Below are 13,504 nucleotides of genomic sequence, written 5' to 3'. Positions count from 1 at the left end.
CGGCGAGCCGAGTTCGAAGAACGAACTATGGCGCCGTACGGTCGGGACCCGGAGGATCTGTAGAAGCGCGTCGGCAGCTATACCCACCCCAGGCAACGAGCGTCATCGAGACGGCGCGCCGCACAAAGGCTGGCCTGGCAGGCCCTCCGGCGGCCCGAAAACCCACCGATGGTGAAACGTCGTGTAACTCAGCTTCTCCGCCAAGGCACCCAGGGCCCCCAAAGCCCCCAAGGCCGCCGGGGTGAGCCCGGCGACCACAAGGAAAGGACCGAACCAGACTGCCGCGCACGAAGCACACCCGAAAGGTCGACACCATAGCGCGGCGAGGCCGGGCTGGGACTGCTTCCGGGTCGTTCGGTCGCCTGGGACCGGTGCTTAGGCGTCGACGACGATCGCGGTCACCACTGGAGTCCGGTTGTAGAACCGGCGCATCCACGAAGCGGTGGCCCGTTCAATGACTTCCTCAGGATCGTTGTTCCCGCCGCCACGTCGGCCGCCTGGATTCGCCAGCGACTTCTCGATGGCATCGGACGCCTTGTCAAGGTCCTCCTGGCTGCACTCGAAGCCCTTGGTGAAGAACTCGAGCGGCTCAGCCATTTCGCCGGTCTTCGCATCAATGATGGCAAGCACGGTGACTGCGCCCTCTTCGGCAAGGCGGCGACGTTCCTCAAGGGTGTCCTCGGTGGTGTGGCCCACGCTGTCACCATCGACGAAGACCAGCCCAGCCGGAATTTTCCCTGAGATGGTGGCTTTACCGTCGACCAGATCAACTGTCACGCCGTCTTCGGCGATCAGCACCGACTTCGGGTCGACGCCGGTGGCGACGGCGATCGCCTCGTTGGCCTTGAGGTGGCGCCATTCGCCGTGTACCGGCATGACGTTGCGGGGCTTGACGATGTTGTAGACGTACGCAAGCTCCCCGGCACTGGCGTGGCCCGAGACGTGTACCTTCGCGTTGCCCTTGTGGACCACATTGGCGCCGAGCTGGGTCAGGGCGTTGATAACGCCGTAGATGGCGTTCTCGTTGCCAGGAATCAGTGAGCTGGCGAGCAACACTGTGTCGCCTTCGCCGATGCGGATGGCGTGGTCGCCTCCGGCCATCCGGGACAGAGCCGCGAGCGGTTCGCCCTGCGACCCGGTGCAGATGAGGACCACCTTGTGGTCATCGGACTGCTGCAGCTTCTTGAAGTCCACCAGGATGCCGCGAGGGATGGTGAGGTAGCCCAGTTCCCGGGCGATGGTCATGTTGCGGACCATCGATCGGCCCACGAACGCCACCTTGCGGTGGTGCCGGTGCGCGGTGTCGATGACCTGCTGGATGCGGTGGATGTGGCTGGCGAAGCTGGAGACGATGATGCGGCGGGGAGCGGTCCGGAAGACCGTGTCGATCGCTGGCAGCAAGTCCTTTTCCGACGTGGTGAAACCGGGGACGTCCGCGTTGGTGGAGTCGGTGAGGAACAGGTCAACGCCTTCGGACCCCAGCCGGGCAAACCCCACGAGGTCGGTGATCCGACGGTCAAGGGGGAACTGGTCCATCTTGAAGTCGCCGGTGTGCAGGATCGTTCCGGCGCTGGTACGGATGGCGACGGCGAGGCTGTCAGGGATGGAGTGGTTCACGGCCAGGAACTCAAGGTCGAACGGACCCATCGGCTTCCTGGTGCCCTCTTCGACCTGAATGGTCTTCGGGTTGATGCGGTGTTCCTTGAGTTTGGCCTTGATGAACGCGAGCGTCAGGCGGGACCCGATCAGGGGGATGTCGGCCCGTTCCTTCAGAAGATACGGGATACCACCGATGTGGTCTTCGTGTCCGTGGGTCAGGACGACGCCGACGACGTCCTGCAGCCGGTCGCGGATCGCTGAGAAATCAGGCAGGATCAGGTTGACGCCGGGGTGAACTTCCTCGGGGAAGAGGACCCCGCAGTCCACGATCAGCAGTTTGCCGTTGAATTCGAACACGGTCATGTTGCGACCGATTTCGCCGATCCCTCCCAGGGCGACGATGCGCATGCTGCCCTTCGCCAAGGCTGGCGGAGCGTTCAGGGTGGTCTTGTTGGTATTCACAGTATTGACTCGTTTTCAATTGATATGTGCGAGCAGCGGGTCGCCGCCAGGTGGCCGTTACTGGCCGAAATCTGATCTTCCTCATTGGTGCCAGCAACACTGCCGATCACCGGGTAGCGGGAGACTCCCACTACAACGCCATAGGTGGACCTCGCGGGCGACCGCGGCACGCGCCGCGGAGTCATTTTGCAAGCGGCGAGGCGGCTTGCCGAAATGTCGAGGGAGAAGTCCACTTATTTACCTTACTGGACGGACAGCTACCCAGCCGTATTTAGTGCCGGAGGTGTCCTTGGAGAGCTTCGACCACCAGATCGTGGTCATCACGTTGGGGGAGTCCCGATACGGTCACCGTTGCCACGGCTCCCACGCCCCGCACATAGAGGGGAAATGACCCGCCGTGGGCCGCGAAGACTGTGGTGTCGAAGAGCGGATTGTCTTCCATCCGGGCCCCGCTATCCAGGGCACGCAGACCAACCAGGTATGACGGTTCCTGATATCGCGCGGCGGTACGGGCCTTGGCCCTGGCCCACAGTTCGTTGTCGGGGGTGGCGCCCGGCAGCGCCACATGGAACAACACCTGGTCGGGTCGGCTGATGTCGATGGCGATCGGAAGACCTCGGTCGGTGCCGAGCTTCACCAGACGCAGGCCCAGAGAAAGCGCGTCCTCGAGGGTGAAATGGGGAAACTGGAGTTCGGCAATCTCGAGTTCGATCAGTGCAATGAGTTCAGATAGTTGCGGGTCTGCCGGTTTCAAGGGGGCCATGACCTAAACGTACTCCCCGAGGGAGGCCTGAGACCTGCCTCCCTCGGGAAAAATCGGAACTTCGGGGGGAGCCGTCAGAGTCGGCAGCCGCCGAGCTGGCGCTGCACGCCGTCGACCCGGTGGACGAAAGCAGCCATCGCTTCGCGGGTGATGTTTTCCAGCGGGCGGAAGGTCCTGTCGTTCCAGCCAGTGGAAACGCCGGACTGCTTCATCCAGGCGATCTCCCGGTAGAACTCGGTGCCCCGTGGGACATCTGCGAAGGGCGCGGTCGAGGGGGTCGTGAACCCGGCGGCACCACCCAAATTGCAGGCGTCTGCCGTGTACCTGTACATAAACGCGGCCATTGCGTCCCGGCTGATGGGCTGCAGCGGACGATAGGTGCCGTCGCCCCACCCGGTGGTGAGGCCCACGGCTTCCATCCAGGCGATTTCCTTGTAGTACAGGCTGGTGGTCGGAACGTCCTTGAACGGGCTTCGTGCCGGTGCGGTGAAGGATGGGCTGCCCGCGTGCCGGTAGATGTACGCTGCCATGGCGTCACGGTTCATGGTGGCGGAGGGCCGGTAGGTGCCGTCGGCCCAACCCGTGGCCAGCTTCCTGGCGTGGAGCCATTCAATTTGGGTGCGGAATCCGGTCTTCGAAAGGTCCTTGAACGGCAACCCCGCATCAATGGTTACCGTGGCAGAGGAGGTGGACAGCGCGTTGATGGTGACAGAGGTTCCGGCGTGAGTGGTGAAGGTCCTGCCAGCTTTCCAGGCGTGGTTAGGAGCGTAGTAGCCGGCGAACGGTTTGGTGGAAGGCATCAGGACCAACGATGCATTCGGAGCAGCACCGCCTAGCTGGACAATTTTCACTCCGAAGTTTCCGTTGACGGCCAGCGCTTTGTCGTAGCCCACCGGTGCCCGGAATTCGAGATAGTAGACCTCCCGGGATCGGGGATCAGTGAACTTCACGGCCCGGTTTGAGGCGGTGCCCGCCCACGGTGTCAGTGTGTAGCTCTTACGACCTGTTGCCACGCCGACATTGCGGATTTCGTCTCCCCGGCCGAACTTTCCGTAATCCCAGAAACTGGAGCTGATCGCCGGGGTCTGGAACCACTGGGCGGAGCCCATCAGGTCCATGGTGTCGGCGTATTCGCGGATGTAGCAGCCGGTTCCTGTGAAGGAGGGGACGTCACTCTGGCCATTGGGGCACTGCAGTGCGTCGGCGTGCATGAGCCCTAGGACGTGCCCAAATTCGTGGGTCACCACGTTGGTGGTGAAGTTGCTGTACTGCGGCATCAGAATTCGTCCGCTGGTGCCATTGCTGCTCCAGCCGTAACCCAGAATCCCGCCCTGCAGGGCTGTCGGGATGAAGACAACGAGTGCGGTGTACGGGCTGTAGGTCCAGCGGAGTTCGTTGGTGACCTGGTTCATGATGTCGTTGTAGGACCAGGTGGAGCGTGCCTTGGTCTTGTGTCCCGCCACCTGGGAGGTGACCGCCATCGACAGCCGGTTGTTGGACATCGACTTCCAATAGTTGCTTGAAACATTCACCGAATTGATGGCGTGTGGCATCGAGACCGTGCTCGAACTGTCGGCCAGCTTGACGGTGACCAGCTTGACTTTGATGGTGCCCTGGCGTTGTGCGGGGACGATGTTGGCTGGAACATCCTGCGGCTCCGCGGTGGCGGCGCCTTCACGCTGGAGTCCGAGGGGCTGTCCGTTGGTTTCGAAGTCATAGCCGGGTTCGTAGGTGTGTATGGAGCGCGGGGCGCCGCCTACCTGGTCGAAGATGTCTTTGCTGTTCGGGTCAACTGACGTCAAGTCGACTGGTTCGACCGGTTCGACGATTGCAGGCTCTTCGGGCGTGACTGACGTCGATTCAGCTGGTTCTTCGGACGCGGTTGCCGCCGGCGCGGTCGGTTCAACCAACGCGGTTTCCGCGGGATCTGCTGGCGCCGGCTCAACGACCGAGGTTTCCGCTGGCGCGAGAGGGGCGGCCGTGGCGGACTCTGCGGTCATGGTGGGCAGTGTTGATGCCAAGAGGATCAGGGCGGTCAGAGCCGCGGCGGATCGCCTGAAGACGCGCATATGTTTGTTCCTAACTCAACCGGGGCGAGAGACTTGACCGCTTTGCGGCAGATCCCGGGAGGTCCTACACACAAAACAGGTTCGGCACGCACAAGCGCCGAACCTCTAAAGGTCACCTCAAAAGTATGGTTTGTTATTACTACGAGGACCGCCCCAATTTGGCAAAGTCTTTCCGAAATACCCGAAGGATTCCCGCAGGTTTTGCCAAACTCAGGACGCTTTGTCCGAGAACCACCAGTCAGGCTCGTGGGTGGGAGCTGGTTCAGAGGAGCGCCGCGCACTCAGATCGGTCACCACGGGGCTAACTCTGTTGCCTGTCTGCGCGCGCGTCCGAGTGAGAAGCATGCGGGCTACGGCCAGCAGTAATGCGGGAATTGAGACCAGGACCGCGACGCTGAGGGCATACATTGCCAGCAGCGCGTGAACAGGGGATCCGAAGAGGCTGGCGATGAAGAAGCTGCTGCCGAGCCAGGCCCACACCCAGAACAGGAGTACCGCGTAAACCAGCGCACGAGCACGCCGGTACTGCAACGGATAATTCATCCGCTGGTGCTCCATTCGCTTGGTCCCAGTAGTCGATGAAACCCGCAAAAAGCGGGTTTCAAGATTGATACTAGCCCCAAATCTGTCACTTGAACGTTTTATCGTCGTTAATAGGACGTGACCAGAAATAAAGACGAAAGAATTCGCGTCGACCGCGTGTATAGCGGGAAACTCTGGACCCGAGTGAATTCCGTCGGCGCTCGGGGTCGGCACCCGTTCGTACTCGTCTGCGGTATTGGCGTCTCATCCTATTACTTCGAACAGCTTGCTCCGCACCTGGAGCGGTCCGGGCCAGTGTGTGCGCTGGACCTTCCAGGGTTCGGGGGTGCACCGCACAATCGCAGTGGTCGGTCGATGAGGGAATACGCCGACCTCGTCAAGAGGGGGTCGAAGGCGCACAACGACGGCAAGAACCAGCAGGCTGAAGCGCACCGCAAGCTCCCGCGAGACTAGCCGCCCGTGAGCAGCGTGAGCCGCTAGAGCAGTCGCACGTGGTCGGGGTTGAGGTCTTCCACGCGGTTTACGCCGAGCAGTTGCATGGTCCGCGCGGTCTCCTTGCTGAGGATCTCAATGGTCCGGTCCACACCGGCTCGNTCCGCCTGCCATCAGCCCGTACAGGTAGGCCCGCCCAATCAGGGTGAAGTCGGCGCCGAGAGCCAGTGCCGCCACAATGTCGCCGCCGCTCATGATGCCGGTATCGAGCATGATGTTCGTCTTGCCCTTCAGTGCGGCCGCGACGTCCGGGAGCAGATGCAAAGGGATTGGTGCCCGGTCCAGTTGGCGACCGCCGTGATTGGACAGCACAATTCCGTCCACTCCGTGGTCAACGGCCTTCTTGGCGTCGTCGACTGTCTGAATGCCCTTCACCACCAGGTTGCCCTTCCAGACCTCACGGAGCCAGTCAAGGTCCTCGTAGGTGAGGGTGGGATCGAACATGGAATTGATGAGGTCGGCCACGGTTCCCGAATAGCGGGACAACGAGGCGAAAGCCAACGGCTCATGGGTGAGGAAATTGAACCACCAGGCCGGCCGGTAGGACGCGTCCAGTACCGTCTTCGCGGTGAGTGCTGGCGGGATGGTGAGGCCATTGCGCACATCACGAAGCCGCGACCCGGCCACCGCAGTATCGACGGTGACCATAAGGGTGTCATTGCCCGCCTTGGCGGCGCGGCTGATCAATTCCATTGACCGGTCCCGGTCGGTCCACAGGTAGAGCTGGAACCAGTTCCGCCCATTCGGGGCTGCCGTAGCCACATCCTCGATGGAGGCGGTGCCCATGGTGGACAGCGTGTAAGGGATGCCAGCGGCCTCGGCCGCCTGCGAACCGGCATATTCGCCTTCAGACTGCATCATCCGGGTGAAACCGGTGGGGGCAATGCCGAAGGGCTGGGCGGATGGCTGACCCAACACGGACACCGAGGTGTCAACCGTCTCCACATTGCGGAGGATGCCGGGCCGAAATTCCAGGTCGAGGAATGCGCCCCTGGCCCGCCGTAAGGTAATTTCCGCTTCCGCCGCGCCATCCGTGTAGTCAAAGGGGGCGGTAGGAGTGCGCCGCTTGGCCTGATCACGGAGATCCCAGATAGTGCTGGCGCGCCTCAACCGGGCAGCAGCGCCCAGTTCAGGTTTCTTGAACTGCATCAGGGGGGCGAGGTCCTTGACTTTCGGGATGCGTCGTTTGAGTGCTGGGGGAATCTGGGATGGCATGCTGACCTCGCTTCAATCCGGTGTGGTCGGACCACAGGGCTTTTGGTGGACTCTACCGTCACCCGGCCCAGCCACGCAAGCATTGATAGCTGCCAGCGGTTGCGTTGCGCCTTCGTGCTTTGTCCCTGTGGTCCGACCGCTGACTACTATTGGTGCATGCGTAACCATGAGCTCGTGCTGTCGTGGATTGAAGCCGAGTTGGCTGCGGGTCGGCTGGCCGTTGGCCAGCGGCTGCCAGGCGAGCGCGCGGTTGCTGAGCAATTGAACGTGTCCCGCGCATCGGCCAGGGAAGGCATCCGTGTCCTTGAGGCGATGGGGGTGGTGCGGGCAGGGGTAGGGTCAGGCCCTGGTGCTGGCACAGTGATCACCGCAAACCCTGCCGTGGCGCTCGGCGCAGCTCTTCGCTTCCACGTGGCCAGTTCGCATCTTCCAGTGGAAGACATAGTCCAAACGCGTTTGCTGCTCGAAACCTGGGCCGTCGGGCAGGCACAAGCCACCGCGCCCTCCATGGCTGTCGCCGAGGACCTCCTGGATGAGATGGACAATCCCGGGTTGGCGGCCGCCGAATTCCTCCGCCTCGATGCCCTGTTTCATGTGGCGCTCGCCGAAGCGGCCGGGAATGTGCTGATCGGCGCGATGATGTCCTCGCTTCGCGGGTCGATCGAGTCCTACACGCTGGAGTTAACCAGCCGCCTGCCGGACTGGACCCGCACTGTTGAACGCTTGCGAGCCGAGCATCGGGCCATCTTTCAGGCGATCGCCGACGGGAACAACAGCAACAACGCCGCCGACGACGACGACAACGACGACGCCGCCCGCTCGCCGGGGCCGGATGCCTCAGTCCTGATCGCCGACCATATCGCTGGCTTCTACCGCGAAGCGGGTTTATAACTCAGGGACGACGCGACGAATAGACGGAGGCAACACGATGAGTGCAACGGCAACCCTTGAAGAGGCCTACGGAAGAATTCCGGACGCTGTGCGCAGGGCCGTCACCGGTCTGGACCCGAGTCAACTGGCGTTCAGACCCGCCGGCCCCGGCAGCGCGGCAGGAAATTCAATCGCCTGGTTGGTCTGGCATCTGGCGCGGGTCCAGGACAACCACATTGCCGACGCCGCAGCGCTCCCGGAATTATGGGTCGTCGGCGGTTGGGCTGGACGTTTCGCCCTGGACCTCGATGAATCGGACACGGGGTACGGACATTCCTCGGCACAGGTCAGTAAAGTTCGCCCCGCCAGTGCTGACCTATTGGTCGACTATTTCGACGCCGTGCACGCACGCACGCTGGAGTTTGTTACCGGGCTCGACGAGGCGGACCTGAGCCGGATCGTCGACACTTCCTGGAACCCTCCCGTGACGCTTCAGGTCCGACTGGTCAGCGTGATCGAAGACTGCATGCAGCACGTCGGACAGGCGGCCTATGTGCGGGGTTTGCTGACCCAGGACGAGAACTAGGGTCTGGATCCGGACTAGGCGCGGGGTGCGGTGAGCCCGGTTTCGCGGAGCGTAATGTTCAGCCTGCCTTTGAGGCCAAGTGCCGGATCGCTGGTTCCCGGCTGGGTTTTCAGTACACCGTGGTAGGCAAAACGGGAAGGGCCTCCGAAGACGAACAGGTCACCTGATTCGAGGGCAAGGTCGGTCCAGGGCTTGTTTCGGGTCTCGGTGTTGCCGAAGCGGAAGACGCAGGAGTCGCCGATGCTCAGGGAAACCACTGGGGCGGGGGACCGCTCATCCTTGTCCTGGTGCATTCCCATCGCCGCCCCATCATCGTAGAAATTCACCAGGGCGGCGTCGGGTGCGTAACTGTTCGGACCGCCGTAGGCAGCGGTCACTGCATCGCGGCCCAGCTGGGCCAACCACTCCGGGAACTCGGCCACCTGGCCGCCACCGGCGTCGTCGGCGGTCTTGGTGTACCGGTAGGGCTGCCAGTGCCAGCCCAGGCACACGGTCTTGACCGACATCATCGATCCGTTGGGCATGCGGGCGGCCCGCATCGGGACGGGCCCTGCCGCCCACCCGCGGCACGCGACAACCAGTTCGCGTTGCTGCTCGAGGCTGAGCCAGCCGGGTAGGTGGACGGCGCCCGGAGCGGGTTCGATTCGTTCCCGCGGCAGTAAGGAATCCATGCCTCAATTGTGGCCGATCATTAGCAGAAACGGCCCGGAGGACCAGAAACCGCAGTGTGCAAGCGGCAGGTCTTGGCCTTTCGGCCGTTTCTGCAACGGGCTGGGTAACGGGCTCCGGGCAACGGGGCGCCGAGGAAGGTGGCGGGTTAGGTGGTCCAGAAGGTGAAGTCGTCCTGGCTGAGCGCCAACCGGGTATCCACTGCGTCGTCGCGCATCCAGACGGTCCCCAGTCCGGGGGCGGTTTCCTCGACCTGCCCGCGGTAGAGCACCTCGCGCTGGAGCCGGGCCTCGATGCGGTCACCCCGCTTCAGGGAACGCAGGCTGCGGATGCGGCTGCCACCGCCGGGGGTGGGGTCGGTGCGGCAGGGTTCGGCGTTGATGCTGGCCGTGGGCATGCTGGTCCTTTAGGTTGTGACGTGCGGGAGGGGGCTGGCCACTGCCAGCAATCTAGTTATGTCAACCCCTCGATGGGTAGTTTTTATTCCGGGGGCCGCAGCAGGAGTCGTTGCACCTCGTCGTCGGGCACCTGCCCGAACTGGTGGTACGCCTGCCCGACGGATCCGAGCGACGCCGCGTCCCACAGCCAGAACGTCTGATCGGCCAGCGGACGGATTCCGGCAAGGGAGTGTCCGAGGAAGACCGGGGCTGCCACCCACAGTTGGGCTGGGCGGAGCTGTCGGACGGCGTGGAGGGCAGCGCGGAGGGTGGCGCCGGTGGCCACGCCGTCGTCGACGATGACGATGGTCCGCCCAGCGATCTCCAGCGGCGGCAACCCGGCCCGATACAGTTCCTCCCGGCGTGCCAGTTCAACCAGTTCGGGGGCGATCGCCGCCTCGAAGGCTGCGTTGCCGTCACCGGTCAGGCCCGCAATGACTCGTTCGTTGCGGACGGTGCTGAGGCTACCGCCGGCGGTTGCGACAGCACCCATGGCCAGCTCGTCGAACCCCGGCACTCCGATCTTGCGGACCAGAACGACGTCGAGCGGGCAGCTCAGCGCCGCCGAAATCTCGGCGGCGACCGGCACGCCTCCGCGGGGAAGCCCAAGGACCAGCAGCCCGGGGGAACCGGCGAACGGCAGGAGAGCGTGGGCGAGTTGGCGGCCGGCGTCCTGCCTGTCGTCGAACTTTCGGGGTGTTGCGGACTTGCTGCGCATCGTCTGGGTCTGTTCATCAGAGGCGAAGAGTGGTAAACCGAATGCAACCCTACATTTCCGGCGAGGTCAAAGTCGATCACCGGAGGAACCAGGAGGCCCGCCATGAAGCTGCGGGACACCACAGGAAGACCGTCATGGGAGCCGCAGCGCGGCCGTCGCGAGTGGAAATCGGGTGGGGTGAGATGACTGCAGCACTGCATTCCCATAGCGCCCTGTACAAACGACCCGGCCCATGGTGCACCATCTATATGGACGCCAGTACCGGGTCCGGGGACTCCCTCCACGCCGATGACGCACGCCCCGACGCGATCGCCGCGGCCCTCCACAAGGCCGGTGCAGGCCGGCAGGATATCCAGGCGGTCGGCGCCGCGCTCGGCAGCTCGGCAAAGGGTCTGCCAGACCCCGTGGCGCGATTCCTCTTGGTCAACGACGGCGAGGTGGCATTTGACGAGTTCCTCCCAGGCCGGCTGGTGATGCAGGAGGTGCACGACGTCGGCCCCGTCCCCAACCTGGTGCCCCTGGTCCGGCACCGCCCCCAGGAGTTTGCCTATGTGGTGGCGGAGGCGGGCCGCGACGGCGGAACCATCCACCTGCATCGGGTCAACAGGTCCGACGACGAAAGCACCGAGGTGGAAGGGTCCACCGAAAACCTCAAGAAGATCCCGGGCGGTGGCACGTCACAGGGTGGGTATCTGCACCGGACCGAAAACATCTGGCGCGCCAACGCGGGGGAAATTGCCGATGAAATTGATCGGGTGGTGCGGAATAGCCGCGCGAAACTGCTGATCCTCGCCGGCGATATCCGGGCGCGGAACCTCGTGGCAGAACAGCTGTCGGAGGCGAGCCGGGCCATCCTGAGCGTGGTAGAGAGCCACACCCGGACGGATGGGGCTGACCGGGATGCGTTTGCCCGGGAGGTGTCGTCGCGGGTGGCTGCCTGTGTCGCTGGAGAGCAGCAGCAACTGCTGGAGCGTTTCGAGAACCAGCAGGGAAGGGAGCATCCCGAGTCTGTGGCAGGACTGGGTGCTGTGGTTCATGCGCTTCAGCAGGGTCAGGTGGGGACTCTCCTGATTGAGCGTTCCGCCTGGGACGAGCAGCGGTTGCTGGCGCTCGCCGCCGAACCCTGGATCGCGGCTTCGACGAACGAGATTTCCGGCGCCCGTCTGATCGGTACCCTTTCAGCGCCCTCGGCTCTCCTTCGCGCCGCCGCGCTCACCGACGCCGACGTCGTGCTGTTCCCGCCCGGGGCGCTCGACCCGCACCGGATTGCAGCACTCCTGCGCTGGCCACTCGGACCAACCACCCCGTAGCGGTCCGGCTAGGTGGGCTCACGCGGGTCGGAGATTGTGAGCCAGAGCCGATGCGTGGTGATCACCACTGCCAGCCACCCGAGGCCGAGCGTGGCAGCAACCACCACATCCGTGACCCAATGGTGGCCCAGATAGACCCGGGTGGCGGCCATCAAAAGGGTGAATATCAGAGCGCCAGCGATGATCAGGGCGCGTGAGCGATTGCGGTGCGCCCCCAGCACGAGCAGGTACGCGATGATGCCGCTGATCACCATGGCGTTCAGCGTGTGTCCGCTCGGGAACGACGGCGACGATTCGTACGGTGGGACCGCAAACTCAAGCGGTGGGCGCAGCCGTCCGATCGCATTTTTCCCCAGCACGGTCATCAGCAGCGACCCGGAGGCTGCGACCGCCACGAGGACCAGCGGTGTCAGGGACCGGCGTCGAAAACACAGGCCGGCGATCGCGGCGGCGGTAAGCAGCGGCATCATGATCGGACCGCCAAGGAACGTGAAACCGCTCGCCAGCGCCACGAGGACCGGATTACGTAGCTGCACTGACGCATCAAGGGCCGGCTGGTCCAGGACGGCAATCCCATCCGTTTCCGCGACCGCCTCATACACTTCGGCCGACGCGAGGGCCAGGGACACCGCGATGCCGACGCCGACCGCCAGGATCAGCAGCATGGCCCAGCGCGGTCCGACCCAGCGGGCCAGGGCACGCACCCAGCGCACTGTGACCCGTCCCACCGGGGTGGTCCAGCGGGTGTAATCCCTGCCGCCAACGAAATGGTCCTTGTCGGATGTCATTGGTCGACTCTAACGCGACGGCGGGGCCTAGGCTGAGGGGATGAATGATCACCAATCACTGCGCGACCTGGTGCACGGGGTCGCGGTCTTCCCCGATGAGCTGCCTCACTTCGATCCTGCAGCCGTGCCGGATTCGCCGGTGCACCTCTTCCATGAATGGCTGGCGGCTGCTGTCGATGCCGCGGTGATGGCACCGCATTCAGTCACCGTTGCAACGGTGGATCGGGACGGCCTCCCCGACGCCAGAGTGGTGATCCTGAAAGACGTGACTGAGCAGGGGTTTTCCTTCGCCAGCAGCAGCGACAGTCCCAAAGGCCGCCAACTGCAGGGTTCCCCGGCGGCCGCCCTGGCCCTGTTCTGGCCCACGATGGGCCGTCAGATCCGCATCAGGGGCAAGGTTCGCCCCGCGGGCGTCGAGGAGAACGACGCCGACTTCCGCCGCCGCCACCCGGTGGCGCGAGCGCTGGTGCTCGCCGGTGAGCAGAGCAGCCGCCTGCGCGATCGGGAGGAACTCGACGCCGCCGTCGCTGCCCAGCTGGATCGGTTCGACGCCCTCGACGGTGAAGCTGCCGCTCCCGGGTCGGCCACCTGGACGGTTTACACGGTGGTCCCGGACACCGTCGAGTTTTGGCAGGCCGACCCCGAACGTCGGCACCTGCGGTTGCGCTATGCCAGTGACGGCGACGGCTGGTCACGGGCCCTGCTCTGGCCGTAGGGTCGGTCGGGCCGCCGCTACCCGTCGTCGTCGTCGCCTGCTGTTCACCGACCCTTCGGATCGGGGACACCCGCCCGTCACCTCTGACCAATCCGGCGGTGGCACCGTGGGGGTGTGAGGATCGTGATTGTTGCTGAAACATTCCTGCCCGCCGTGAACGGGGTAACCCATTCCGTCCAGAAAATGCTCGAGCATTTCGCGGCGCGAGGCGACGAGGTGCTGGTGATCGCCCCCTCCGGGGCCGGCGGGGCTGAGCCTAACCGTGGAC

13 protein-coding genes and 1 pseudogene are annotated in these 13,504 nt (G+C 64.1%); 5 read left to right on the top strand and 9 right to left on the bottom strand.

Features of this window, described 5'->3' with window-relative positions; genetic code table 11:
* Positions 1–375: 375 nt before the first annotated feature.
* The 5 genes and pseudogenes from K728_RS0107300 to K728_RS18760 form a co-directional block, all read right to left on the bottom strand.
* Positions 376–2,007, bottom strand: coding sequence for a ribonuclease J (locus K728_RS0107300; protein ID WP_083850977.1), 1,632 nt, complete (start codon positions 2,005–2,007; stop codon positions 376–378).
* Between the two features lie 325 nt (positions 2,008–2,332).
* Entirely contained in the window at positions 2,333–2,824 is a 492-nt protein-coding gene (locus K728_RS0107290) for a heme-degrading domain-containing protein (protein WP_019484100.1), read from the bottom strand.
* Positions 2,825–2,898: 74 nt separating this feature from the next.
* Positions 2,899–4,893 (bottom strand): S-layer homology domain-containing protein, encoded by a 1,995-nt coding sequence (locus K728_RS0107285; protein WP_019484101.1) that lies wholly within the window; start codon positions 4,891–4,893, stop codon positions 2,899–2,901.
* A 210-nt stretch (positions 4,894–5,103) separates the two neighbouring features.
* Positions 5,104–5,436, bottom strand: a complete 333-nt coding sequence (locus tag K728_RS0107280; protein WP_035747490.1) for a hypothetical protein — start codon at positions 5,434–5,436, stop codon at positions 5,104–5,106.
* A gap of 476 nt (positions 5,437–5,912) precedes the next feature.
* Positions 5,913–7,143, bottom strand: a pseudogene (locus K728_RS18760) (alpha-hydroxy acid oxidase).
* Between the two features lie 156 nt (positions 7,144–7,299).
* On the opposite strand from K728_RS18760, the gene K728_RS0107265 reads away from it, so the two are divergent.
* Both K728_RS0107265 and K728_RS0107260 read left to right on the top strand, forming a co-directional pair.
* On the top strand, positions 7,300–8,034 hold the full coding sequence (locus tag K728_RS0107265; protein WP_019484105.1) for a FadR/GntR family transcriptional regulator: 735 nt from the start codon (positions 7,300–7,302) through the stop codon (positions 8,032–8,034).
* A gap of 37 nt (positions 8,035–8,071) precedes the next feature.
* On the top strand, positions 8,072–8,599 hold the full coding sequence (locus tag K728_RS0107260) for a mycothiol transferase (RefSeq protein WP_019484106.1): 528 nt from the start codon (positions 8,072–8,074) through the stop codon (positions 8,597–8,599).
* A gap of 14 nt (positions 8,600–8,613) precedes the next feature.
* On the opposite strand, the gene K728_RS0107255 is transcribed toward K728_RS0107260, so the two are convergent.
* The 3 genes from K728_RS0107255 to K728_RS0107245 form a co-directional block, all read right to left on the bottom strand.
* Positions 8,614–9,270, bottom strand: a complete 657-nt coding sequence (locus tag K728_RS0107255) for an alpha-ketoglutarate-dependent dioxygenase AlkB family protein (RefSeq protein WP_019484107.1) — start codon at positions 9,268–9,270, stop codon at positions 8,614–8,616.
* A 146-nt stretch (positions 9,271–9,416) separates the two neighbouring features.
* Positions 9,417–9,665 carry a hypothetical protein gene (locus tag K728_RS18755; RefSeq protein ID WP_019484108.1) on the bottom strand — a complete coding sequence of 83 codons (249 nt, stop codon included), beginning with the start codon at positions 9,663–9,665 and terminating at the stop codon, positions 9,417–9,419.
* 83 nt (positions 9,666–9,748) lie between these two features.
* Positions 9,749–10,423 (bottom strand): phosphoribosyltransferase, encoded by a 675-nt coding sequence (locus K728_RS0107245; protein ID WP_019484109.1) that lies wholly within the window; start codon positions 10,421–10,423, stop codon positions 9,749–9,751.
* A 41-nt stretch (positions 10,424–10,464) separates the two neighbouring features.
* Here K728_RS0107245 and K728_RS0107240 point away from each other — a divergent pair, with 41 nt between their 5' ends.
* On the top strand, positions 10,465–11,733 hold the full coding sequence (locus K728_RS0107240; RefSeq protein WP_019484110.1) for a baeRF2 domain-containing protein: 1,269 nt from the start codon (positions 10,465–10,467) through the stop codon (positions 11,731–11,733).
* Between the two features lie 8 nt (positions 11,734–11,741).
* Here K728_RS0107240 and K728_RS0107235 read toward each other — a convergent pair whose 3' ends face one another.
* The gene (locus K728_RS0107235) at positions 11,742–12,521 is read right to left on the bottom strand and encodes a phosphatase PAP2 family protein (protein ID WP_019484111.1); all 780 of its coding nucleotides are present in this window, start codon (positions 12,519–12,521) and stop codon (positions 11,742–11,744) included.
* A gap of 40 nt (positions 12,522–12,561) precedes the next feature.
* Here K728_RS0107235 and K728_RS0107230 point away from each other — a divergent pair, with 40 nt between their 5' ends.
* Positions 12,562–13,236 (top strand): pyridoxine/pyridoxamine 5'-phosphate oxidase, encoded by a 675-nt coding sequence (locus tag K728_RS0107230; RefSeq protein ID WP_019484112.1) that lies wholly within the window; start codon positions 12,562–12,564, stop codon positions 13,234–13,236.
* Between the two features lie 183 nt (positions 13,237–13,419).
* Positions 13,420–13,504, top strand: an 85-nt coding sequence (locus tag K728_RS23150; protein WP_443110942.1) for a hypothetical protein, incomplete at its 3' end; no start/stop codon positions are given.

This window comes from Arthrobacter sp. CAL618, from assembly GCF_000468215.1.
Lineage (GTDB): Bacteria > Actinomycetota > Actinomycetes > Actinomycetales > Micrococcaceae > Arthrobacter_D.
Note: the sequence above shows the minus strand (reverse complement) of the source record. Positions and strands in the feature narration are given on the sequence as shown.

Coding starts and splice junctions, on each gene's coding strand:
- K728_RS0107300 (WP_083850977.1), bottom strand. CDS start 2,007: ATGCGCATCGTCGCCCTGGGAGGGATCGGCGAAATCGGTCGCAACATG.
- K728_RS0107290 (WP_019484100.1), bottom strand. CDS start 2,824: ATGGCCCCCTTGAAACCGGCAGACCCGCAACTATCTGAACTCATTGCA.
- K728_RS0107285 (WP_019484101.1), bottom strand. CDS start 4,893: ATGCGCGTCTTCAGGCGATCCGCCGCGGCTCTGACCGCCCTGATCCTC.
- K728_RS0107280 (WP_035747490.1), bottom strand. CDS start 5,436: ATGAATTATCCGTTGCAGTACCGGCGTGCTCGTGCGCTGGTTTACGCG.
- K728_RS0107265 (WP_019484105.1), top strand. CDS start 7,300: ATGCGTAACCATGAGCTCGTGCTGTCGTGGATTGAAGCCGAGTTGGCT.
- K728_RS0107260 (WP_019484106.1), top strand. CDS start 8,072: ATGAGTGCAACGGCAACCCTTGAAGAGGCCTACGGAAGAATTCCGGAC.
- K728_RS0107255 (WP_019484107.1), bottom strand. CDS start 9,270: ATGGATTCCTTACTGCCGCGGGAACGAATCGAACCCGCTCCGGGCGCC.
- K728_RS18755 (WP_019484108.1), bottom strand. CDS start 9,665: ATGCCCACGGCCAGCATCAACGCCGAACCCTGCCGCACCGACCCCACC.
- K728_RS0107245 (WP_019484109.1), bottom strand. CDS start 10,423: ATGCGCAGCAAGTCCGCAACACCCCGAAAGTTCGACGACAGGCAGGAC.
- K728_RS0107240 (WP_019484110.1), top strand. CDS start 10,465: ATGCAACCCTACATTTCCGGCGAGGTCAAAGTCGATCACCGGAGGAAC.
- K728_RS0107235 (WP_019484111.1), bottom strand. CDS start 12,521: ATGACATCCGACAAGGACCATTTCGTTGGCGGCAGGGATTACACCCGC.
- K728_RS0107230 (WP_019484112.1), top strand. CDS start 12,562: ATGAATGATCACCAATCACTGCGCGACCTGGTGCACGGGGTCGCGGTC.